At 58.3% G+C, this 21,641-nt stretch carries 23 protein-coding genes; 11 read left to right on the forward strand and 12 right to left on the reverse strand.

Annotated features, from left to right (window positions below; translation table 11 throughout):
• Nucleotides 1-15: 15 nt before the first annotated feature.
• The 6 genes from lspA to sppA all read right to left on the reverse strand — a co-directional run bounded on the left by lspA (nt 16) and on the right by sppA (nt 4,278).
• Nucleotides 16-504, reverse strand: coding sequence for a signal peptidase II (gene lspA / locus O9X91_RS02255; RefSeq protein WP_269833575.1), 489 nt, complete (start codon nt 502-504; stop codon nt 16-18).
• Complete coding sequence (locus O9X91_RS02260; protein WP_142914207.1) at nt 504-1,364, reverse strand: TrmH family RNA methyltransferase; 861 nt, start codon at nt 1,362-1,364, stop codon at nt 504-506. The genes lspA and O9X91_RS02260 overlap by 1 nt, the downstream gene beginning before the upstream one ends.
• Nucleotides 1,361-2,494, reverse strand: coding sequence for a class I SAM-dependent methyltransferase (locus O9X91_RS02265; RefSeq protein ID WP_142914206.1), 1,134 nt, complete (start codon nt 2,492-2,494; stop codon nt 1,361-1,363). Before O9X91_RS02265 ends, O9X91_RS02260 begins: the two co-directional genes overlap by 4 nt.
• A gap of 93 nt (nt 2,495-2,587) precedes the next feature.
• A complete protein-coding gene (locus O9X91_RS02270) occupies nt 2,588-2,929 on the reverse strand; it encodes a LapA family protein (protein WP_162520623.1) in 342 nt (113 codons plus the stop codon).
• Between the two features lie 66 nt (nt 2,930-2,995).
• Nucleotides 2,996-3,322, reverse strand: a complete 327-nt coding sequence (locus O9X91_RS02275; protein WP_219256707.1) for an integration host factor subunit beta — start codon at nt 3,320-3,322, stop codon at nt 2,996-2,998.
• 2 nt (nt 3,323-3,324) lie between these two features.
• Complete coding sequence (gene sppA, locus O9X91_RS02280) at nt 3,325-4,278, reverse strand: signal peptide peptidase SppA (RefSeq protein ID WP_142914222.1); 954 nt, start codon at nt 4,276-4,278, stop codon at nt 3,325-3,327.
• A gap of 234 nt (nt 4,279-4,512) precedes the next feature.
• On the opposite strand from sppA, the gene lptC reads away from it, so the two are divergent.
• The 6 genes from lptC (at nt 4,513) to ptsN (ending at nt 9,743) form a co-directional block, all read left to right on the forward strand.
• Nucleotides 4,513-5,178 carry an LPS export ABC transporter periplasmic protein LptC gene (gene lptC, locus O9X91_RS02285; RefSeq protein WP_077984409.1) on the forward strand — a complete coding sequence of 222 codons (666 nt, stop codon included), beginning with the start codon at nt 4,513-4,515 and terminating at the stop codon, nt 5,176-5,178.
• Nucleotides 5,179-5,191: 13 nt separating this feature from the next.
• Entirely contained in the window at nt 5,192-5,755 is a 564-nt protein-coding gene (locus O9X91_RS02290) for an LptA/OstA family protein (protein ID WP_077984408.1), read from the forward strand.
• A 33-nt stretch (nt 5,756-5,788) separates the two neighbouring features.
• Nucleotides 5,789-6,574, forward strand: coding sequence for an LPS export ABC transporter ATP-binding protein (gene lptB / locus O9X91_RS02295; RefSeq protein WP_373692769.1), 786 nt, complete (start codon nt 5,789-5,791; stop codon nt 6,572-6,574).
• A 265-nt stretch (nt 6,575-6,839) separates the two neighbouring features.
• Nucleotides 6,840-8,390, forward strand: coding sequence for an RNA polymerase factor sigma-54 (gene rpoN, locus O9X91_RS02300; RefSeq protein WP_142914204.1), 1,551 nt, complete (start codon nt 6,840-6,842; stop codon nt 8,388-8,390).
• Nucleotides 8,391-8,625: 235 nt separating this feature from the next.
• Complete coding sequence (gene hpf / locus O9X91_RS02305; protein WP_077984405.1) at nt 8,626-9,198, forward strand: ribosome hibernation-promoting factor, HPF/YfiA family; 573 nt, start codon at nt 8,626-8,628, stop codon at nt 9,196-9,198.
• An 83-nt stretch (nt 9,199-9,281) separates the two neighbouring features.
• Nucleotides 9,282-9,743, forward strand: a complete 462-nt coding sequence (gene ptsN, locus O9X91_RS02310; RefSeq protein WP_003503792.1) for a PTS IIA-like nitrogen regulatory protein PtsN — start codon at nt 9,282-9,284, stop codon at nt 9,741-9,743.
• An 80-nt stretch (nt 9,744-9,823) separates the two neighbouring features.
• Here the strand turns inward: ptsN and grpE are convergent, their stop codons facing one another.
• Together grpE and hrcA are read right to left on the reverse strand one after the other, a co-directional pair.
• Nucleotides 9,824-10,459: a nucleotide exchange factor GrpE gene (grpE, locus tag O9X91_RS02315; RefSeq protein ID WP_077984404.1), complete on the reverse strand. Its 636-nt coding sequence runs from the start codon at nt 10,457-10,459 to the stop codon at nt 9,824-9,826.
• 114 nt (nt 10,460-10,573) lie between these two features.
• Nucleotides 10,574-11,665 carry a heat-inducible transcriptional repressor HrcA gene (gene hrcA, locus O9X91_RS02320; RefSeq protein WP_142914203.1) on the reverse strand — a complete coding sequence of 364 codons (1,092 nt, stop codon included), beginning with the start codon at nt 11,663-11,665 and terminating at the stop codon, nt 10,574-10,576.
• Between the two features lie 135 nt (nt 11,666-11,800).
• Between hrcA and rph the strand changes: the two genes are divergently transcribed.
• From rph to hemW, 3 genes are read left to right on the forward strand one after another with little or no spacing between them, the layout of a single operon-like run.
• The gene (gene rph / locus O9X91_RS02325; RefSeq protein WP_003503798.1) at nt 11,801-12,517 is read left to right on the forward strand and encodes a ribonuclease PH; all 717 of its coding nucleotides are present in this window, start codon (nt 11,801-11,803) and stop codon (nt 12,515-12,517) included.
• Between the two features lie 17 nt (nt 12,518-12,534).
• The gene (gene rdgB / locus O9X91_RS02330) at nt 12,535-13,179 is read left to right on the forward strand and encodes an RdgB/HAM1 family non-canonical purine NTP pyrophosphatase (RefSeq protein WP_142914202.1); all 645 of its coding nucleotides are present in this window, start codon (nt 12,535-12,537) and stop codon (nt 13,177-13,179) included.
• A gap of 5 nt (nt 13,180-13,184) precedes the next feature.
• Nucleotides 13,185-14,384: a radical SAM family heme chaperone HemW gene (gene hemW, locus O9X91_RS02335; RefSeq protein WP_142914221.1), complete on the forward strand. Its 1,200-nt coding sequence runs from the start codon at nt 13,185-13,187 to the stop codon at nt 14,382-14,384.
• A 73-nt stretch (nt 14,385-14,457) separates the two neighbouring features.
• Here hemW and dnaA read toward each other — a convergent pair whose 3' ends face one another.
• The 4 genes from dnaA to mutM form a co-directional block, all read right to left on the reverse strand.
• Nucleotides 14,458-15,921: a chromosomal replication initiator protein DnaA gene (dnaA, locus tag O9X91_RS02340; protein ID WP_244614278.1), complete on the reverse strand. Its 1,464-nt coding sequence runs from the start codon at nt 15,919-15,921 to the stop codon at nt 14,458-14,460.
• Nucleotides 15,922-16,789: 868 nt separating this feature from the next.
• A complete protein-coding gene (gene rpsT, locus O9X91_RS02345) occupies nt 16,790-17,056 on the reverse strand; it encodes a 30S ribosomal protein S20 (protein ID WP_006310170.1) in 267 nt (88 codons plus the stop codon).
• Nucleotides 17,057-17,251: 195 nt separating this feature from the next.
• Entirely contained in the window at nt 17,252-18,025 is a 774-nt protein-coding gene (locus O9X91_RS02350; RefSeq protein ID WP_077983728.1) for an enoyl-CoA hydratase, read from the reverse strand.
• Between the two features lie 34 nt (nt 18,026-18,059).
• A complete protein-coding gene (mutM, locus tag O9X91_RS02355) occupies nt 18,060-18,956 on the reverse strand; it encodes a bifunctional DNA-formamidopyrimidine glycosylase/DNA-(apurinic or apyrimidinic site) lyase (RefSeq protein ID WP_142913702.1) in 897 nt (298 codons plus the stop codon).
• Between the two features lie 143 nt (nt 18,957-19,099).
• On the opposite strand from mutM, the gene ubiE reads away from it, so the two are divergent.
• Entirely contained in the window at nt 19,100-19,876 is a 777-nt protein-coding gene (ubiE, locus tag O9X91_RS02360) for a bifunctional demethylmenaquinone methyltransferase/2-methoxy-6-polyprenyl-1,4-benzoquinol methylase UbiE (RefSeq protein WP_142913703.1), read from the forward strand.
• A 36-nt stretch (nt 19,877-19,912) separates the two neighbouring features.
• A complete protein-coding gene (ubiB, locus tag O9X91_RS02365; RefSeq protein WP_142913704.1) occupies nt 19,913-21,487 on the forward strand; it encodes a 2-polyprenylphenol 6-hydroxylase in 1,575 nt (524 codons plus the stop codon).
• Nucleotides 21,488-21,641 lie beyond the last annotated feature (154 nt).

A 21,641-nucleotide genomic window follows, 5' to 3' on the forward strand; every position in this document is an offset into this window, starting at 1 on the left:
TGAAACCCTAAAATTTTACTTTTTAGCCGTCCGGGCGTGCAAAAACTCGTCGAGAATGACGCAGGCTGCACCGATGGTTATGAAACTGTCAGCCAGATTGAAGACTGCGAAAGACCATGTCTGCGTGTGGAACAGGATATAGTCGATGACATGGCCGTAAAAAAAACGGTCGAGCAGATTGCCGGCAGCACCTGCGATGATGAAGGCGAAACCGAGATGGGCAAAGGTACGGTCCTCCGCCGTCTTTCGCCACAGCCACAAGACGAAGACCACGATGACGAGCCGCATGCTGACGATGAACCAGCCGTGCATGTCCTCCAGCATCGAAAAGGCCACGCCGAGATTATAGGTGCGATAAAGCGCCAGGAACGGGACAACGGGAACCACCTCCTGCAGCGGCAGATAGGCTTCGACCAGCTGCTTGACGATCTGATCCAGCACCAGCGCGGCGGCGATCAGCGCGAAAGCCGGGCCGAATTTCGAGAACAATGCCGCTTTGGCCATTACGTCACCGGTGCGAGTTGGAGGAGATGTCGCCGCGCCTCAAACAGCATGACGGCGGTTGCGATGGCGAGATTGAGGCTGTCGGCGCGGCCCTGCTGGGGAATGCGCGCCAACTGGTCGGCCTTGCCGGCGAGTTCCGGCGGCAGGCCGGATTGTTCGTTGCCCATCAAGAGCACGACCGGCTTTCCGGCGTAGTCGATCTTTCGATAGTCCACCGAACCGGCCAGATGGGTGGCTACGACGCTGACCTGCGCCGATTTTTTCCAGGACAGGAATTCCTCGGCCGAAGCGCGGGCGATGGGGGTGGCAAAGACCGACCCCATGGTGGCGCGTACCGTTTCCAGCGAAAACGGATCGGTGCAGTCGCCGACAAGAATGACGCCCGAAGCACCCGCCGCATCGGCAGTGCGGATGATGGTGCCCAGATTACCGGGATCGCGAACCCGGTCGAGCGCGATGTAGGTCTCGCCCTTTTCCGGGCGGATCTCCTTCAGCGGTTTCCATTTCTGTTCAAAAATACCGACGACCATCTGCGGATTGTCGCGGCGGGTGATCGAGGCGATGACCTTTTCACTGACTTCGAGAACCAGTCCGCCCGACGCGACCGTTTTGACCGCCGCCTGCTCCACCAGCGGCTTGCCCTTGGCGGCCTTTGCGTAAACCAGCGTCTTGATCGTCCAGCCCAGTTCGAGCGCGTCAATGACCAGCTTCAGGCCTTCCGCCATGAAGGTGCCGGTCTCTTCCCTACCCTTTTTCTGTGTGAGCGCCTTGATGTCCTTGACGATGGGATTGGCAAGGCTGGTCACTTCCTTGACCTGGCCAACGCGGCGCGTGGTATTTTCGCGCATATCTTTCATCATTTCGGCTCCCAGCGGCTGAACAGCGATGTGGACAGCACACGGCCCGGCGTCTTGCCATCAAGCCCGGCCTCGCGAATGACGAGCTCGCCGGACGCGACGACACCGCCGGCGCCGCGCATGGTTTCACGCATCAGCTCATGCATCGAATAGAAGCTGGCCCTGATCGAATAGGCCGTCAGCACAAGGCCGAGCGCCTTGGGCGACAGGATTTCGCGGCAGATATCCAGCATCAGCGGCAGATGGTCGAATAATTGCCAGACTTCGCCATGGGTGCCGCGGCCGAATTTCGGCGGGTCGGTGAGGATGATGTCGTAGCTGCTGCCCCGGCGTTCCTCACGCTGGATGAACTTCATCGCGTCTTCACAAATCCAGCGGATCGGCGCCTGCTCGAGCCCGGCAAGTGCCTGATTTTCCTTGGCCCAGCCAATCGCCTTCTTGGAAGCATCGACATGGGTGACTTCAGCGCCTGCGGCCGCCGCGACCAGCGACGCGACGCCGGTATAACCGAAGAGGTTCAGCACTTTCAGCGGGCGATCGGCCTTTTCGACGGCATGTTTCAGCCATTCCCAATGCACGATCTGTTCCGGAAAGACGCCGACATGACGAAAGGCCGTGAAGCGGCCGAGAAATTCGATGCCAAGCAGGGAAAGGGGCCAGGTTTCGCCGAGCGCCGCCTTCGGGAAGCGCCAGCGGCCCATGCCATCCTCATCCGTATCGCCGGTAAAGACAGCATCGGCATTCTGCCATACGCGGTCCGGGATCGAAGGCTTCCAGAGAGCCTGCGCCTCGGGGCGAACGATGCGGTAATCGCCATATTGTTCGAGCTTCAGGCCGTTACCGCTGTCGATCAGGTGAAAATCACCCGCGCCGCTCGATTCCAGAATGACAGGAACCTGTTCCGCTGGCAGTTCACCGGTGCGATGCTTGAGGGGCCGCGCGGGCACCTGTTCAACGGCCACCACCGGAATGGCCTTTTCCCTTGGCGCAGGTCTCGGCACGCTGCGGACTGCGTCCGGCTCGCGCTTCTTCGGCGCCGTATCCGTGCGCCGCGCCGGCTTTGCGGCATGGACCTGTTTTTTTTCGCTCCCGGCACGCGCACGATTGCCCGGCCGGCTGTCTTTTTTCTTCAATGGAAATCTTTCCGCTTCTGCCCGCGTCTTATTGCGCCAGCAAATAGCATTCCGCACGCCGCTCGACTAGAGCCGCAGCAACTGTCGGCACCATCACTTTGCCGGGAGTTGTCCCGCATGCGGCAGTTGCCCTGTGGTGGCCGCCTTCTGGCGGTTCGCCTCATCGTGCCAGCGAACGGCCTCTTTTGCTTCGATACGGGCACGTTTGCGATGTTTGCCCTGCGCAAACCATGTGGCCGCCGAGCCCATGAGAACGCCAAAAATGACCGCCAGAAACAGGAAAACAAAAAACGGCGCGGTGAAGGACAGAACGCCGTCTTCCGGCCGGAACGGATTGAGCGCCAGGGTTACCGACTGACGATTGGCCACGCAAAGGATGACGAGGATGATCGCCAGTGGAAGCAGGATGATGAGGTTGATGATTTTTTTCGACATCCGACAATACTCCATCGCTGCGGGCGTTTCGCAGGCTCCTTTTCAGTCGCCCGGCGTCAAGAACGATCAATCGTCCTCTTCGTCGCCCATACCCGGGTTCAGGCGCTCGCGCAGTTCCTTGCCCGTTTTAAAGAAAGGCACCCATTTTTCCTCGACGAAAACCGACTCACCCGTACGCGGGTTCCGGCCCGAGCGGGACGGACGGTTCTTCACCGAAAATGCGCCGAAACCACGAAGCTCGACGCGATTTCCTGCCGCCAGGGCATCGGTGATTTCATCCAGCACCGCGTTGACGATGTTTTCCACGTCACGGTGATAAAGGTGCGGGTTACGCGCAGCAACGATCTGCACCAGTTCAGACTTGATCACGGTTGCCCCCTGAAAGAATTGGATTTTTAACGCGGCTCAACCTGCCAAACGGAAACAAGACCGTCAAGAAACAACTTGTCCGCACCGAGCTGGCTGGGGCCTGCGAAGGGAATTAAATCATCATATCCCAGAAGTTTCGCTATTTGCGCAACACTAAAAAGCCCAAAAGGCGAACGGGACGATGGCGCGCGCCATTCGACGATCGGTAAATCCTTGGCAACACCGCGTGTTTCGAAATAGCTGCGAATTTCCTTTTCGCCGCCGAGCGTATCGACGAGCTTGTTGGCAAGCGCCTGCCGGCCGGTGTAAATTGATCCGTCCGCCAGTTTCAGCACGTCCTCGCGCGGCAATTTGCGACGGTCGGCGACAAGATCGACAAACCAGCCGTAGCTGTCCATCACCATGGCGCGGATCATGGTCTTTGCCTCTTCGGGCGCCTCATGGAAAGGCGAAGGCTCGGCCTTCATCGGTGACGACTTGATTTCCTGCAGCGAGACGCCGAGCTTGTCCATCAGCTGGCCGATCTGGGGGTATTGGAAAATCACCCCGATCGAGCCGGTGATCGAGGTTTCACCGGCAATGATGACATCGCCTGCCGATGCGATCATATAACCGGCGGAAGCGGCAAGCGTGCGGACATCGGACACAACCGGCTTCTTTTCGGCCACACCTCTGATAGCCTTGAAGATGCGCTCCCCGCCATAGGTGGTGCCGCCTGGCGAGGAAATCGACACGATCAGCCCTTTGACATTCTCGCTCCTAGCGATCTTGTCGAGCCGCTCGAGCAGTTCGGTATTATCGGTGATCAGGCCGGAAACCTCGACGCGGGCAATATGAGGGTTCGCACTTTGCTGCGGTCCATCCCATAAAAACCGGTAAAGACCGAAAGCGCCGGCGACAAGCAGCAGAACGGCGGCAATCCGCCAGAAACTCAGCTTGCGGCGCAACCGCCTGCGATCCGCTATCGCCATGTTGTCCATAAAAACCCCTGTCATCCGCTTTTGCGCTTCAGGCCATATGGTTCTTCTAACGCGAAGCCGCAAGGAAACAATAAGGAAACCAGAATTAAGATAAAATTCGCATTTCCCTTGCACCTATCCAGACAAAAACCATATTGGCAGGACAAAGCACACATGCCAAAGACATTTAGATAGAGACACAAGCTTCGATGATGCGCCATTATGGCGCCCTAGAGGCATTCCGGACCCGCTCTTATGCTCGAAAGACTCCGCGAACCCGCGCCAGCATTTTCGCTGCGCAATGACCAGAACGGCGCCTATGACACCGCGCTGCGGCATTCCACGCGCGTGAAGCGGCTGAAGATCATTCTGCCGCTCGGCGCGGCAATCATTTCGCTCGCCTTCATCGCGGTTTCGGTTATCCGAACCTGGGCCCCCGACGAAGTCTCTCTTGAGAGCGCACGAATTGAAGACGGCAAGATCGTGATGGAAAAGCCTGCTGTCGCCGGCCGCAACGAGAAGGGGATCGATTATTCCATGAACGCCGACCGTGCGTTGCAGGACATCGCCAACCCCAATCTCATGACGCTTGAAAAGGTTCTGGCGGCAGTGCCGGTAAACGACAGTGTTGCGCAGGTGATCGCCCAGGAAGGCATTTTCGACCGGGCGACCAACACGCTGAAGATGACTGCGCCTTTTGACATCAATCTCAGCAATGGCATACAAGCGAAGTTCCAGTCTGCGGATGTCGATCTGAAGGCCGGAAAAATGAGCAGCAAAGAGCCGGTTTCGATCAAAACAAACGACGGCTCGATTGTTGCGCAATCGATTGACATCGCCGATAATGGCAAAACAATTACATTTTCGGGGCAGGTACGGGCACGTATCGCTGCATCCAATATCAAGAATGAAGGCAAGTGAGAGCCCGGTCCAGATGATGCAAATTTCCCGTCCCGTTTCCCTCGGCAAATCCGCCGGCCTTGCAGCCGCAGGTCTTGTTCTTTCGTGTCTTGCAACTGTGGCCTTCGCCCAGAACACCACCAGCAACATGCAGGGCGTCAAACTCTCCGGCGACCAGCCTATCGCGATTGAAAGCGATCAGCTCGAGATTCGCGATCAGGAGCGCAAGGCCTATTTCACCGGCAATGTGAAAGTGGTGCAGGGAACGACCACCCTTCAGGCTGGCAAGATGACGGTGAATTACAAGGGCGAGGGTTCTTCGCTCACCAGCGGCGACGCCAATATCGAAAAAATCTTCGTCGACAATAATGTCTACCTGACGTCCGAGACCCAGAAAGCCACGGCCGACCACGGTGAATTCGACATGGCGGCGCAGACCTTCATTCTGACGGGCAAGCAGGTCGTGCTGTCTGAAGGTACGAATGTCTTCACCGGCTGCAAGCTGACCGTGCTGATGAATACGGGGCAGGCCAAGCTGGAAAGCTGCGGCGGCCCTGTTCGGATCATGCTTGATCCGAAATCCCAGAAAAAACAGTAGTCTTTCCTCGTGAAGATACCCTCGATCTCAAAGATATTCGGCGGCGGGCGCGATCGATCCGCGGACGCAGCCTCGCCGGTGGACAAGACCCCCTATCAGGGCACGCTGATCGCGCATGGTCTGACGAAGACCTATAATACGCGCCGCGTCGTCAACGGGGTTTCGCTGGTCGTGCGCCGTGGCGAAGCCGTGGGTCTGCTCGGCCCGAACGGCGCCGGAAAAACCACCTGTTTTTATATGATAACGGGCCTGGTGCCCGTCGATACCGGCAAGATCGCCATCAACGGCAATGACGTCACCACCATGCCGATGTACAGGCGCGCCCGTCTCGGCGTCGGTTACCTGCCGCAGGAAGCTTCGATCTTCCGGGGATTGACGGTCGAGGAAAACATCCGCGCCGTACTGGAAGTGCATGAGCCGGACGCTGCCAAGCGCAACCGCAAGCTCGATGAGCTGCTGGAAGAGTTTCATATCGCGCAACTGCGGAAATCGCCGGCCGTGGCGCTTTCGGGCGGCGAGCGGCGGCGTCTGGAGATTGCCCGCGCGCTCGCGACCGATCCGACCTTCATGCTGCTGGATGAACCCTTCGCGGGCGTCGATCCGATTTCGGTCAGCGATATCCAGAATCTGGTGCGGCACCTGACAGCGCGTGGCATCGGCGTTCTCGTGACTGACCACAATGTCCGTGAAACGCTCGGCCTCATCGACCGCGCATACATCATCCATGCCGGCGAAGTGCTGACGCATGGGCGTCCGGACGATATCGTCAACAATCCGGATGTGCGCCGCCTCTATCTCGGCAATAATTTCAGCCTTTGAGACCTGGAGCCGGACGGCGAAGCCTGTGTGCGGTTTTGCTTGAAATCCGGCTCTAATTATATGATCTATATCATGATTTAGGATTTCAGGTCGTTTCGGCTTTAAATCATCATGATCGGCACGCGAAAGATTCTTCATCGCGCCCGGCCCTGACGCTTGACCAAACAAAATAAAAAAGCAATTTTTGGGCCAAGTCCTGTCGTCTCAGTAAAATTTCTGGAAAATCAGACGATGGAGAAGCTGTAAGGGGAGTTTCGCGTCCGCCATGGCATTGTCTGCCAGCCTTTTGCTGCGTCAAAACCAGTCTCTCGTGATGACACCGCAACTGATGCAGTCCATCCAGCTGCTTCAGATGACGCATTTCGAGCTGACGCAGTTCATCGCGCAGGAGGTAGAGCGCAATCCGCTGCTGGAAATTGCGGCAAACGATGGCGATTTAAGCAGCGATACACCTGTAGACGCGGAGAGTTTTGGCGACGCCGATAGCGAAAGTTCGGAGAGATCCGCCACGGTGACGTCAGACAGTGACGACTGGTACGGCGACCGCGCCGCAAATCTCGGCGAGCAACTTGACACCAGCTTTGAAAACGTCTTTCCCGACGATGCCGAGCCCAGAAAGGCCGATGCGCCCGAACTGGCCGGCCAATGGAAATCCATGCCCGGCCAGGAGTCGGGAGAAAGTTACGATCTCGACGATTTCGTTGCGGCCAGACAGAGCCTCGGCGACCATCTCAATCAGCAACTGCCGCTGGCCATATCCGCCGCCGAGGACCGGATGATCGCCGATGCGCTGATCGGCCAGCTTGACGAGACCGGCTATATTGCGGCGGATGCCGTCGACGACGTCGCCGAACGGCTGGGGGCGGCTCCATCGGCGGTCGAACACGTTCTGAAGACGCTTCAGGGCTTCGACCCACCGGGTGTATTTTCCCGTTCCTTAAGCGAATGTCTGTCGATCCAGCTTGCCCAGAAGGATCGGCTTGACCCGGCCATGCGGGCTTTCGTCGACAATCTGGAACTTCTGGCGAAACGCGACTTCGCCTCCTTGAAAAAAATCTGCGGCGTCGATGAGGAAGATCTCCTCGACATGCTGGCGGAAATCCGCACGCTCAATCCCCGCCCCGGCGCCGGTTACGATTCGATGGTTTCGGAGACCATCGTTCCCGATATTATCGTTCGCCCCTCTTCCACCGGCGGCTGGCTGGTGGAAATCAATCCAGAGACCCTGCCGCGCGTGCTCATCAACCAGAGTTACTTCGCCGAGGTGTCGAAACATAAGGCGCGCGCGGGCGAGGATCAGGATTTTCTGGCCGAATGCATGCAAACGGCCCATTGGCTGACCCGCAGCCTCGACCAGCGCGCCCGGACGATCATGAAGGTGGCGACGGAAATCGTTCGCCAGCAGGATGCCTTCCTCGTCAATGGTGTCGACCAGCTGCGCCCGCTGAACCTCAAGACGGTGGCCGACGCCATCAAGATGCATGAATCCACCGTCAGCCGGGTGACAACCAAAAAATACATGCTGACGCCGCGCGGGCTGTTCGAACTGAAATATTTCTTCAGCGTCTCGATCAGCGCCGTGGAAGGCGGAGACAGCCATTCGGCGGAAGCGGTGCGTCACCGCATCAAGGCCATGATCGCGCAGGAAGCCGCCGAGGCGGTTCTTTCAGACGATGATATCGTCGACAACCTGAAAAAGAGCGGCGTCGATATCGCCCGGCGCACCGTCGCCAAATATCGGGAGGCGATGAACATCCCCTCCTCCGTGCAGAGGCGTCGGGAAAAGAAGGCGTTGGCCAAGCTGGCTGTATTCTGAGCGGTAGCCACGAACAACGTTTATGGCGGTTTTTTGCCGCACCATTGACTCTTGCCACGGCAGCGGCTAGAAGCCCGCCGCACACGTCAGCAAGGTCATTTGTAACGGATTCATCTCCACCGTCCATGGGCGTAAAATTCGAATGAGGGCTTTTTAAGGTCTTCGAAACGCTTGGATGCGCGCGCGGCTTGACGTAAGCTGGTACTCGCAAATCACTACAAAAAGGAAAATTTCCATGAGTGTGCGTGTATCTGGTAAACATATGGAGATCGGTGAATCTTTCCGGCAGCGGATTGAGGACAATATAGGTCTGGCGGTTACCAAATACTTCGATGGGGGGTATTCAGGCCAGGTAACCGTGGAGAAATCCGGATCGCGTTTTGCCGCCGATTGCAAGCTGCATCTCGATACCGGCGTTGTATTGCACGCGGCGGGTCAGGCAAATGATCCGCAGGCGAGCTTCGATGCCGCCGCAGAGCGGATCGAGAAGCGCCTGCGCCGCTACAAGCGCAAGCTTAAGGACCACCATAATGGCGCCAATGGCATGTCGCAGGAAATCGCCTATACGGTGATGGATGCTGTTCCCGATGAGGACCACGAGGTTCCTGACGATTACGCACCCACCATCGTTGCGGAGAGTTCCAAACAGATTAAGACGATGTCCGTCGCCAGCGCCGTGATGGCGCTCGACATGACGGACGAACCGGTTCTGCTGTTCCGCAGCCCGGGCAAGGAATATCTCAACATCGTTTACCGGCGTCATGACGGCAATATTGGCTGGATCGACGCGGAAACGATCAAGAGCTGAACAGTCTGACAAGACGTGGGAGGCAGGGCGCGAAAGTGCAGTCTGCCTCCTGCATCGTCTCGATGGCATGAAGGAAAAAGAGAATGGCGTTGGCAGATTTGCTGCAACAAGATGCGATTATTCCCGCCCTCAAGGTGAATTCCAAAAAGCAGTTGCTTCAGGAGCTGGCCGCAAAGGCAGCCAGAATTACCGGAGTCTCGGAACGGGAAGTTTTCGACGTCATCCTCCAGCGTGAGAAACTCGGCTCCACCGGTGTGGGCCACGGTATCGCCATTCCGCATGGCAAGCTCAACAGCATCCATCAGATCACCGGCGTCTTCGCACGTCTTGAAACACCGGTCGATTTCGAAGCGCTGGACGACCAACCGGTCGACCTGGTTTTCCTGCTGCTCGCACCCGAGGGCGCCGGCGCGGATCATCTGAAGGCCTTGTCCAGAATCGCACGCGCCCTGCGCGACCCTGAACTGGTCGCCAAACTGCGCGCTACCGATTCCGACACGGCAATCTACGCTTTCCTCAATCAGGAGCAAGCAACAGCGGCCTGATCGCGGGTTCCGCCTTAGTTTTAACGGCAATAAAAAACGCGCCCTGAAGGCGCGTTTTTTATGACGTAAGGACAGAAGCCTTACGCGTCCTTTTCATTGAGAGACGAAGTGCCCGGCTCAGAGGATGCTGCAACGTCCGCCTTCGGGCCGCCCTTGGCAACGCCGACCATCGCCGGACGCAGGACGCGATCGCCTATGGTGAAACCAGCCTGAACCACCTGCAACACGGTGTTGTTTGGAACCTTAGTGTTGGGAATCTCAAACATGGCCTGATGGAAATTCGGATCGAATTTCTGGCCCTCGGCATCGATCTTCTTCACACCGTGGCGTTCCAGCGTCGACAGCATCGAGCGTTCGGTCATCTCGACACCTTCGATCAGACCGTTGAGACCGGCTTCGCCGTTGGTCTTTAGCTCATCGGGAATGGCTTCGAGCGCGCGGCGAAGATTATCGGAAACGGCGAGCATGTCGCGTGCGAAACCGGCCAGGGAATAGGCCTTGGCATCCTTGACATCGCGCTCGGTGCGACGGCGAAGATTGTCCATCTCGGCCGCAAGGCGAAGGAATTTATCGCGCAGATCGGCGTTCTCAGCCTTGAGCAGCTCGACCGGATCGGGTTCTGCCGTTTCGGCCTGTTCTTCACCTACCAGGGCAGGATCGACAAACTCTTCCGCGACGTCCGCGTCAGGTCCGGGCTTTTTTGTATCGTCGGTCATGACGTTCTCCAGATTTGAATATTGTTGGTTGCGCCCGATATCGAGCTTTGACGGGCAAAAATCAAGGCTTGCGGCGAAAAGCTTGCCGCATTCTCTGACCTTTGAGGGCCTGTCCTATCTTTGCTTGCGGGAAAGGCGCGCCATGATCTGCGCGGTATAATCCACCATCGGCACGATACGGGCGTAATTCAGCCGGGTCGGGCCGATAACGCCGACCGCGCCCACGACACGATTGTCCTCGTCACGATAGGGCGCGACGATCAGCGACGAACCGGACAGCGAAAACAACTTGTTTTCCGAGCCGATGAAAATCCTGACGCCTGAGCCGCTTTCCGCAAGGTTGAGGATTTCGATGAGATTTTCCTTACGCTCCAGATCGTCGAACAGCAGGCGCACTCGATCGATATCCTCTTCACCGGCGAGGCCTTCGAGCAGGTTGGAGCGACCGCGAACGATGAGACGGCCGAGCTTGCCCTCTTCATTGTCTCCCGCCCACACCGCAAGACCACGTTCCACGAGGTCCTGCGCCAATATGCCGAGTTCCGATTGCAGTTCCGCCTGCTGCGCCTGAAACTGACCGCGCAATTCATGCAGCGTCTGACCGGAGAGATGAGCATTGATGAAATTCGCAGCCTCGGTCAATTGCGACGAGGAAATACCGGCCGGCAATTCGATGATGCGGTTTTCGACCTGATTGTGGTCACCCACCAGCACGGCGAGCGCCTTGGTGGGCTCCAGCCTTATGAATTCCACATGTTTGAGGATGACATCGTTCTTGGCGGTCAGCACCAGGCCGGCGCCACGCGACATGCCGGAAAGCATGCGGCTTGCTTCCGTCAGCAACCCTTCCAGCGACTGTTCGTGACCGGCGACCGGCCCGATCTGGCGGTCGATACTAGCCCTCTCCTCGGCGGGCAGATCGCCCACCTGCATGAAGGCATCAACAAAGAAGCGCAATCCCGTCTGCGTGGGCAAACGCCCGGCGCTGATATGCGGCGAATAAATGAGGCCGAGCTCCTCGAGATCGCTCATGACATTGCGCACGGAGGCAGGCGAAAGCGACATCGGCAGAAGTCGCGACAGGCTGCGCGATCCGAGCGGTTCGCCCGTATCGAGGTAACCTTCGACGATGCGCCGGAAAATTTCCCGAGACCGTTCATCCAGCAGCGATGCCTGATCTTGTGATAGCGGTGCGGAAAAACCCATTTCGTCCGTTCTTTGTCGTTCAAACCAGCTTGCATCAATATAATGCGTTGCAACGCCGCGGCAAAATGGAAATTGGCTTTGCAAAAGCCCGGACCTCGCCTTAGAAGGCAGGGACCAACATGGAGAGTGGATCATATGCGGCCTTCAGGCAGAAAAACCGACCAGATGCGCAAGGTTTCCTTCGAACGCAATTTCTCGAAACATGCCGAAGGCTCCTGTCTCGTGAAATTCGGCGACACGCATGTACTCGTCACCGCAAGCCTAGAAGAAAAGACGCCACCGTGGCTGCGCAACAGCGGCAAGGGCTGGGTCACCGCCGAATATGGCATGCTGCCGCGCTCCACCCATGAACGCATGAAGCGCGAGGCCGCTTCCGGCAAGCAGGGCGGACGCACACAGGAAATCCAACGCCTCATCGGCCGCTCGCTGCGCGCCGTCGTCGACCTGCAGGCGCTCGGCGAGCGCCAGATCAGCATCGACTGCGACGTCATCCAGGCCGATGGCGGCACCCGCACCGCCTCCATTACCGGCGCATGGATTGCCCTGCATGACTGCCTGAAATGGATGGAAACCCGCAACATGATCAAGGTCGAGAAAGTTCTGAAGGACCATATCGCCGCGATCTCCTGCGGCATCTTCGCCAACCAGCCGGTGATCGATCTCGACTATCTCGAAGATTCCTCGGCCGAAACCGATGCCAATTTCGTCATCACCGGCTCGGGCGGTATCGTCGAGGTTCAGGGAACGGCTGAAGGCGCGCCCTTCTCCGAGGAAGAATTCCTGACGCTGCTCGGTCTCGCCAAGGCCGGTTGCAGCGAACTGGTCGCCCTTCAGAAACAGGCGATCGCCTGAGCCGACGGGAAAGAACCATGCGCAAGCTCGACACCAGAACGATCGTTGTCGCCAGCCATAACAAGGGCAAGATCGCCGAAATCGCCGATCTGATCGGCCCTTTCGGTTTCTCCGCCAAATCTGCGGCGGAGCTGAACTTCTCAGAACCGGACGAGACGGGCACCACCTTCGAGGAAAATGCCGCCATCAAGGCGCTTGCCTCCGCGAAGGCATCAGGCCTGCCCGCCTTGTCCGACGATTCCGGTCTTGTTATCGACGCGCTTGACGGTGCGCCGGGTGTCTATACCGCCAATTGGGCGGAGACGGCCGATGGGACGCGCGATTTCGCCATGGCGATGCAGAAGGTCGAGGATGCGCTGGCCGAGCGAGGAGCTTCGAACCCGGAGGATCGCACCGGCCGCTTCGTCAGCGTGCTGTGTCTCGCCTGGCCGGACGGGCATGTCGAATATTTCCGTGGCGAGGTGGAAGGCACTGTTGTGTGGCCGCCGCGCGGAACGAGCGGTTTCGGTTATGATCCCATCTTTAAACCCGAGGGGTATGAGACCACATTCGGCGAAATGAGCGCGGATGAGAAACACGGCTGGAAACATGGCGACGCCTTTGCATTGTCGCACCGCGCCCGCGCCTTCAAGAAATTCGTAGAAACCTGCCTGGAGGCATGAACCCGATGGTCGGGGAGCACCAACTTTCTGCCCCCGGCGCATCGCTTCTGCCGGACACGGGCGATCCCGGTTTCGGGATCTATCTGCACTGGCCGTTCTGCGCGGCCAAATGCCCCTATTGCGATTTCAACAGCCATGTCCGCCATCGGCCGGTGGATCAGGAGCGGTTTACCGCAGCTTTCCTGCGTGAAATGGAACATATGCGGACGCTGAGCGGCCCGCGCGTGGTCACCAGCATTTTCATGGGCGGCGGTACGCCCTCGCTGATGGACCCGCAGACTGTTGGCGCGCTACTGGATGGCATCTCGCGTTTCTGGCACGTGCCTGATGGTATCGAGATCACCATGGAAGCCAATCCTTCCAGCGTCGAGGCGGAACGGTTTCGCGGTTATCGAGCGGCGGGTGTCAATCGTGTCTCGCTCGGCGTGCAGGCACTGAACGACCGCGATCTGAAATTCCTCGGCCGCCTGCATGATGTCGCCGATGCCTTGAAAGCCATCCGGCTGGCGCGGGAGATTTTTCCGCGCATGTCCTTCGATCTCATCTATGCCCGCCCGAACCAGACGGTGGCCGAATGGGATGCCGAACTGAAGGAGGCTGTCTCCTATGCCGTCGACCATCTGTCGCTCTACCAGCTGACGATCGAGGAAGGCACGCCCTTTTATGGCCTCCACAAGGCCGGCAAGCTCATCGTGCCCGATGGCGAGCATTCGGCCGTGCTTTATGAAGCGACGCAGGAAATCACCGAGCGTTACGGCATGCCCGCCTATGAGGTTTCCAATCATGCCCGGCCCGGCGCCGAAAGCCGCCATAACCTGACCTACTGGCGCTATGGCGATTACGCCGGCATCGGCCCCGGTGCGCATGGACGCCTGACGCGTGGCGCTTCCAAGCTCGCCACCGCCACCGAGCGGCATCCCGAGACCTGGCTCGAAACAGTAGAGCGGGAAGGCCATGGCATGGTCGATCAGGAACTGCTTGGCGTCGACGAACAGGCCGACGAATTGCTGCTGATGGGGCTTCGCCTGCGCGAGGGCATCGACCTCGCCCGCTGGAGCGATCTTTCCGGCCGCGACCTTGACCCGGAAAAAGAAGAGTTTCTTCTCCAGCACGGTTTCGTGGAGAGGATCGGCAATTCCCGCCTGCGCTGCACACCATCAGGCATGCTCATTCTCGATGCCGTGGTGGCCGATCTCGCCTGCTGACTCTCGCAATGCCCTGCATAAACCATAGACAGGACGACAATAAAAAAGAAGCGGCCCGAAGGCCGCTTCTTTTTTATGCGTTGTTTTCGTTGATCAGGCGTTTCAGAAGCTCAACCTCGTGGCCGAGCTTGGTGTCGCCGGAAATCAGATCTTCGATCTTGCGCACCGCGTGAAGAACCGTGGTGTGGTCGCGACCGCCGAAACGGCGACCGATCTCGGGAAATGAGCGCGGCGTCAACATCTTTGCCAGATACATGGCGATCTGGCGCGGTTTGACGATGACGCGGGTACGGCGATTGGAGACCAGCTCCTGCCGCGACACATTATAGTGCCTGGCGACGATGCGCTGAATGTCCTCGATACGGACACGCTTGGCTTCACCGCTGCCAACGAGGTGCGACAGCAACTCATCGACACGGTCCACCGAGAGGTTCGGCTCGAAAGAGCGCCGGAACATCAGCTGGTTGAAGGCGCCTTCAAGCTCGCGACCGCTCGCCGTCACGCTCTTGGCCACATGGGTCAGGATTTCGTCCGAAATCTCGAAAGACGGATCGTCCTGACGCGCCGAGCCCATGCGACGGTTGAGCATTTCGTAGCGCATGTCGTAATCGGGACCTTCGATCTCGATCGCCATACCGCCCTGAAGACGGGAACGGACACGCGGATCGAGCGATTCCAGCTCCCAGGGCGCACGGTCAGCCGCGACAACGACCTGCTTGGCGCTGTCGAGCAGCATGTTCAGCAGGTGGCAGAATTCGTGCTGGATCATCTTGCCCTGCAGGAACTGCATGTCGTCGATGACGAGAAGGTCGATATTGCGCAGCGTGTCCTTCAGCGTCAGCGCATCATTGTCGCGGATTGCGGTCGCGAAACGCCACATGAAATATTCGGCCGTCAGATAGACCACACGCGGATTGCGCGGGCTGTCGATGGCGGCATTGGCGATGGCCTGCAGAAGATGTGTCTTGCCAAGGCCAACACCCGCATGAATGAACAGCGGATTGAAGCGCACGGCGCCGGCGCCGGCTTCGGCAATCGTCTTTGCCGCCGCAAGCGCGACACGGTTGGAAGAGCCTTCGACAAAGGTGTCGAAGGTGAAACGTGTGTCGAGCGGCGAGCCGAACAACGGCCCGGAACCGCCCTGACGCAGGGTCGCCTGCGAAGCCGCAGGCTGCGCCGCAGGCGACGTCGCGGGCTGCGACGGAATGAAGGACTTGTTACGTTGAGCCGCGCCGACCTCCGGAACGGGCTGCGCCCTTTCCTCGGTCTGAGCCGGACGGACCGGGCGGCTGGCCGAGCGGACCAGAATCTCCACCTTCAGCACATCCGGATCCTCGCTCTGGACGAGGTTCGTAATCAGATCCATGTAACGGTTATTGATCCAGGATTTCAGAAAAGTCGTCGGAACGGTAAAACGAACGACGCTTTTCGAAACAGAATGGAGTTTGAGCCGTGCAAACCAACTCGCATAGACTTCCGGACCAACCTGTGCCTTGAGCCGCGCGCTAAAACGTTCAAACAGCGCATCGTGCGTCATTGCCGATTTGTCCCCTGCCGCATCTGAGCAAGCTGCATCACGCGTCTTTGGTGCGCGGTCCCCATCAGCCACAGCACCCATCGCCAAATTCAATTGCATATTGCCGCCTTTCAAATTGCCAATCATAGCCTGACGATCAAAGATCGATCGCCAGAGATCCCCCTCGTTATTTTTGCCCCCAGCGTTCCCCTCGAAAGAACGTCAAAGACGAGTACTTGTTTGCGAGCCGGTTATCCCATTTCCCTCCCCCTCATGGAGAGGCCTGCGACACGCTAAAACGCTCCTTTCGCTACAACCTTAAGGCGCATTCTTGAGGACAAAAAACTCCTGCCCGTTCCGGAGACCGAAACGGCGCAAAAAGCTCCATGACCTGAAAAAACGGACCCCGAAAGACCCGCCAGCAAGAAGGTGAATATCGTCGATACGATCATCGAGATAATCTGTGGACTGAGATCCGCACCCCTTGTTGAAATGCATTTAGGCAGGATCATGGGGAGAGATCAATGGCGTTTTTTCTGCAAAAACTCAGATCGGCCATTGACTCGCAAAGGCCGTTTTGCATCACCGACGGGGTGCTAAGCAGAATCGCTTATGAATCAATGAGATTCAATTTTGGCATTTTTTGAGAGCCGATTTTGGCAAAAAAATAAAAATCTTCTTGACTCAAAACTAGCTGCGACTTCCGTAGAGAAAGCCTCCTAGCTTTCTGAAGACCTCCAGCAAGCTATTGTTTTTATTATAAATTTCCTGTCGTCCATCTGACATGCGTTTGTCACGTTACGGCAGCAATGGTTAACGGACAGTTAGAATCACAAAAAGCCCGGTCAAAAGACCAGGCTTTTTGAATAATTATTTGTGATTAGCCGGATTAGGCGGAAAGAGCCTTAACGCGCTGTGCGAGACGCGACACCTTGCGGGATGCCGTGTTGCCATGCAGAACGCCGCGGGTCGCTGCGCGCTGGATCTCAGGCTGGGCTGCCTTCAGAGCTTCGGTGGCGACTGCCAGATCACCGGTAGCGATTGCTTCCTCGACCTTGCGGATGAAGCCGCGAACGCGCGAACGGCGAGCCTTGTTGACTGCGGTACGGCGAGCGATCTTGCGGGTCGCCTTTTTCGCCGAAGTTGTATTGGCCATGTATGCCTCTCTTCGAATTCAAACCAAATTCCGCAACCATAGGATCGGGTCGTTCGAAGACCTCACGTAACCCAAGAATGCGGGAGTAATTTCGGACAAGCCGGATGGCTTTCCTTAACCGTGGGCGGGCATATACCGCTAAAGCTTACGCCCGTCAACGCGCAAAACGCTTAAAAGCGCCGATATTCCGAATCCTTAGCGATTCCGGAAAGCGGGTTTGCGCTTTTCGACGAAGGCGGCCATGCCCTCCTTCTGATCCGCCGTGGCGAACAGCGACTGGAAGGATCGTCTTTCATATCGCAGTCCTTCCGAAAGCGGGACTTCAAAGGAGCGGTTGACGCTTTCCTTGGCCATGAGAACGGAAGCACGCGACAGGGAAGCGATGCGGGTTGCCGCCTCCACCGCCTCATCCATGAGATTTGCAGCCGGTACGACACGCGACACGAGGCCGGCCCGCTCGGCTTCCGCCGCGTCCATCATGCGTCCGGTCAGAACCAGATCCATGGCCTTCGCCTTGCCCACTGCCCGTGTCAGCCGCTGCGAGCCCCCCATGCCGGGAATGACGCCGAGGGTGATCTCCGGCTGGCCGAACTTCGCCGTCTCCGAAGCGATGATGAAATCGCACATCATCGCCAGTTCGCAGCCGCCGCCGAGCGCAAAGCCGGATACGGCGGCGATGACCGGCTTGCGGGTGGCCGCAACCTCGTCCCAGCCGCCGAGAAAATCGCCGACATAGGCATCGACGAAATCCAGCCCCTGCATTTCCTTGATGTCAGCGCCCGCCGCAAATGCCTTTTCCGAGCCCGTGATAATAATCGCACCGATGGAATCATCGGCGGAGAAGGAAGAAAGAATGTGCCGCAGCTCTTTCAGAAGCACCGAATTGAGGGCGTTGAGCGCCTTGGGTCGGTTGAGGGTGATGATGCCCACCTCATCGCGTTTCTCGACCAGTATCGTTTCATAGTCCACGGCAATCTCCTCTTCTCCGTAATTTGCGGCACCGCTATTTCTGGCAGGCGGCGCAATAAAAGGTAGAACGACCGGCCTGTACCACCCTTTCAACCGTACCCCCGCAGCCGGGTGTCCGGCAAGGCTGGCCTTCCTGGTCGTAGACCGAAAAGGAATGCTGGAAATAACCGAGCGTTCCGTCCGTCTGTATATGGTCTCGCAATGAGGAGCCGCCCGCGGCGATCGCATCCGCGATCACGACGCGGATTTTCTCCGTCAGATCGATGAGCTGCGCTTTGGGTTTGCCACCTTTCGTCACCAGCGTTCCCGCTGCCCGCAAGGGTGAAAGATGCGCGCGCCACAGCGCCTCGCAGACATAGATATTGCCGAGACCGGCAATGACCTTCTGGTCCAGCAACGTGCTTTTAAGAGGCTGGCTTTTGCCCGCAAACCGGCTTGCCAGATAATCGGCGCTCAGCGCATTGCCGGTCGGCTCCGGGCCAAGTTCTGCAAAAGCGGGGTAAAGATCGAGCCTGTTGCGCTCCACCAGATGCATGAAACCGAAGCGGCGCGGATCATTATAGATGACGCAGACGCGCTCTTCCCCTTTATCCAGATGAAAGACGACATGGTCATGCTTGCCGTTCTTGGAACGGGCATAATGAAACGTGCCGGGCGCTTCACCGCCCTCACCCATTTCCGCCTCAATGCGGAACGAGCCGGACATGCCGAGATGGGACACGATCGTCAGCCCGCCCTCCAGCTCGATGAGGAGATATTTCGCCCTGCGCCCAAGCGAGATGATCGTCTTTCCCTCAATAAGCTCTGCGAAATCCTCTGGAAACGGAAACCGCAGATCGGGGCGCCCGAGATGAAGCTTGCGGACCTTTGCACCTTCCATGGCAGGCGCAAGGCCGCGTCTGACCGTTTCGACTTCCGGCAATTCTGGCATCTGGCTTATCCGACAGTTTATCGTTAGGACCATGTGGTCTATAGAGTGCACGCGAAATGTCGCGCCCAGGCGATGCGGCAACAGATAGCGTTGCCATGGCGTTTCCGCTATGGTCCGCCACGCAATAAATATGGAGACAGACGATGACCGACGCCCGTACCACTGCCCAAGGCGGCATGGAAACGTCCTATGGCTTCCACAAGGTGGACGAAGGCAAGAAGCAGGGGCTGGTCAACGAGGTCTTCCATAAGGTGGCCAAGCGCTACGACATCATGAACGATGTGATGTCGGCCGGCCTGCACCGGCTGTGGAAGGACGCCATGGTCTCCTCGCTTTCGCCGCGCAAGGATCCTTCCTACAAGATCCTGGACGTAGCGGGCGGCACTGGCGATATCGCCTTCCGCATCATCGAAGCCTCCAACCGCCTGGCGCACGCCACGGTTCTCGATATTAACGGCTCGATGCTGGCCGTCGGCGAGGAGCGCGCAGCAAAAAAGAAACTTTCCGGTAATCTGACCTTCGTTGAGGCCAATGCCGAGGAACTGCCCTTCGAGGCGAATACATTCGACGCGTATACGATCGCATTCGGCATTCGCAACGTGCCGCGCATCGATGTCGCGCTGAAGGAGGCCCATCGCGTGCTGAAACGTGGCGGACGGCTGCTTGTGCTGGAGTTTTCCGAAGTCGAAATGCCGCTGCTTGACCGCGTTTATGACGCCTGGTCATTCAATGCCATCCCGCAATTCGGCAAGATGATCACCGGTGATGCCGAGCCCTATCAATATCTGGTCGAGTCGATCCGCAAATTCCCCAATCAGGAGGATTTTGCCACGATGATCCGCACCGCCAGCTTTTCCCGCGTCACCTATACCAACTATACCGGCGGCATCGCCGCCCTGCATTCCGGCTGGAAGCTCTAAGACCATGGCCGGCAGACGCAGGAGACAAGCATAAGCATGAGTACTTTGGGCGCATATTTCCGCCTCGCAAGGGTTGGCTGGGTTCTCGTGCGCGAAGGTGTCGTGCTGGCCCTGCCTTCCGATGACCTGCCTGCTCCCGCCCAATTGTTAAAAGCGCTGCTGAAGCCTTTCGCCCGCAGCAAGGCGAAAAGGGCGCAACGCAGTGACCGTCTGGCGGTGGCTGTCGAGCGGCTTGGCCCATCCTATGTGAAGATGGGTCAATTTCTCGCCACCCGGCCGGATGTGGTGGGCGCCGACTTCGCCGACGATCTCGCGAGCCTTCAGGACCGCATGGCCTTCTTCCCGGCGGCTGCGGCGAAGGCGAATATCGAGGGCTCGCTCGGACGGTCGGTATCCGATCTCTACAGGGAATTCGGCGATCCGATCGCCGCCGCCTCCATCGCCCAGGTGCATCCGGCCATGGTGGATACGCCGAAAGGGCCGCGCAAGGTGGCCGTCAAGGTCATTCGTCCGGGTGTTCGCCAGCGTTTCCAGAACGATCTCGAGGCGATGTATCTGATCGCCGATCTGCAGCAGCGTTTCGTCCGCTCCGCCCGCCGCCTACGCCCCGTCGAGGTGACACGCACGCTGGAGCAGACCACCAAGATCGAGATGGATCTGCGGCTCGAGGCCGCCGCTCTTTCCGAACTTGCGGAGAACACCAAGGACGATCCCGGGTTCCGGGTTCCCGAGGTCGATTGGGAGCGCACCGGGCGTGATGTCGTCACCATGGAGTGGATCGACGGCGTCAAGATGTCGAACATCGAAGGGTTGAAGGCCGCCGGCCATGACCTGAACAAACTCGCCGACACACTGATCCAGTCCTTCCTGCGGCACACGCTGCGCGATGGTTTTTTCCACGCCGACATGCATCCCGGCAATCTCTTCGTCGACGCTGAGGGCGAGATCGTCGCTGTCGACATGGGCATCGCCGGACGTCTTGGCAAAAAGGAACGCCGCTTCCTTGCCGAAATTCTCTACGGCTTCATTACCCGCGATTATATGCGGGTGGCTGAAGTGCATTTCGAGGCCGGTTACGTGCCGGGCCATCACGATAAAGCCAGTTTCGCGCAGGCGATCCGCGCCATTGGCGAACCGATCCACGGCCAGCCGGCCGAGACGATCTCCATGGGCAAGCTTTTGACGCTGCTGTTCGAAGTGACCGAACTTTTCGACATGGAAACGCGGCCGGAACTCGTGATGCTGCAAAAGACCATGGTGGTGGTGGAAGGCGTATCGCGCATGCTCAATCCGCGATTCAACATGTGGAAGGCGGCAGACCCGGTCGTCGGCGGCTGGATCAGGGACAATCTCGGCCCGAAGCGCATCGTCACCGATCTGAAGGACGGTATGAAGGCGGCCCTCAAGCTTGCCGAGGCAGCGCCGGAGATCGCGGCCAAGACGGAAAAGCTGCATTCCGAACTGATGTATATGAGCGAAAACGGCCTGCGTTTCGACACGCAGACGGCGGAAGCCATAGGCAAGGCGGAAGCGCGCCACACCAAATGGGGACGGGCGGCACTCTGGGTCATAGCGCTGACGCTTGTTTACATCGCAATCAGGATAAGCTGAACATTTCGGCACCGGTGAGTGCCATGTTTGTGTAATGCATTCGAGCGATAAAGGCCTGATCTCCAATCGAGACAGGTGATCGATGCGGGGGTAAGGGCTGCTTTGACGCCGGCGCGAAATTGCGCCGGCGGTATAGACGAATGATGCCGGACGG

The organism is Agrobacterium salinitolerans, from assembly GCF_027498475.1.
Classification (GTDB): Bacteria; Pseudomonadota; Alphaproteobacteria; order Rhizobiales; family Rhizobiaceae; genus Agrobacterium; species Agrobacterium salinitolerans.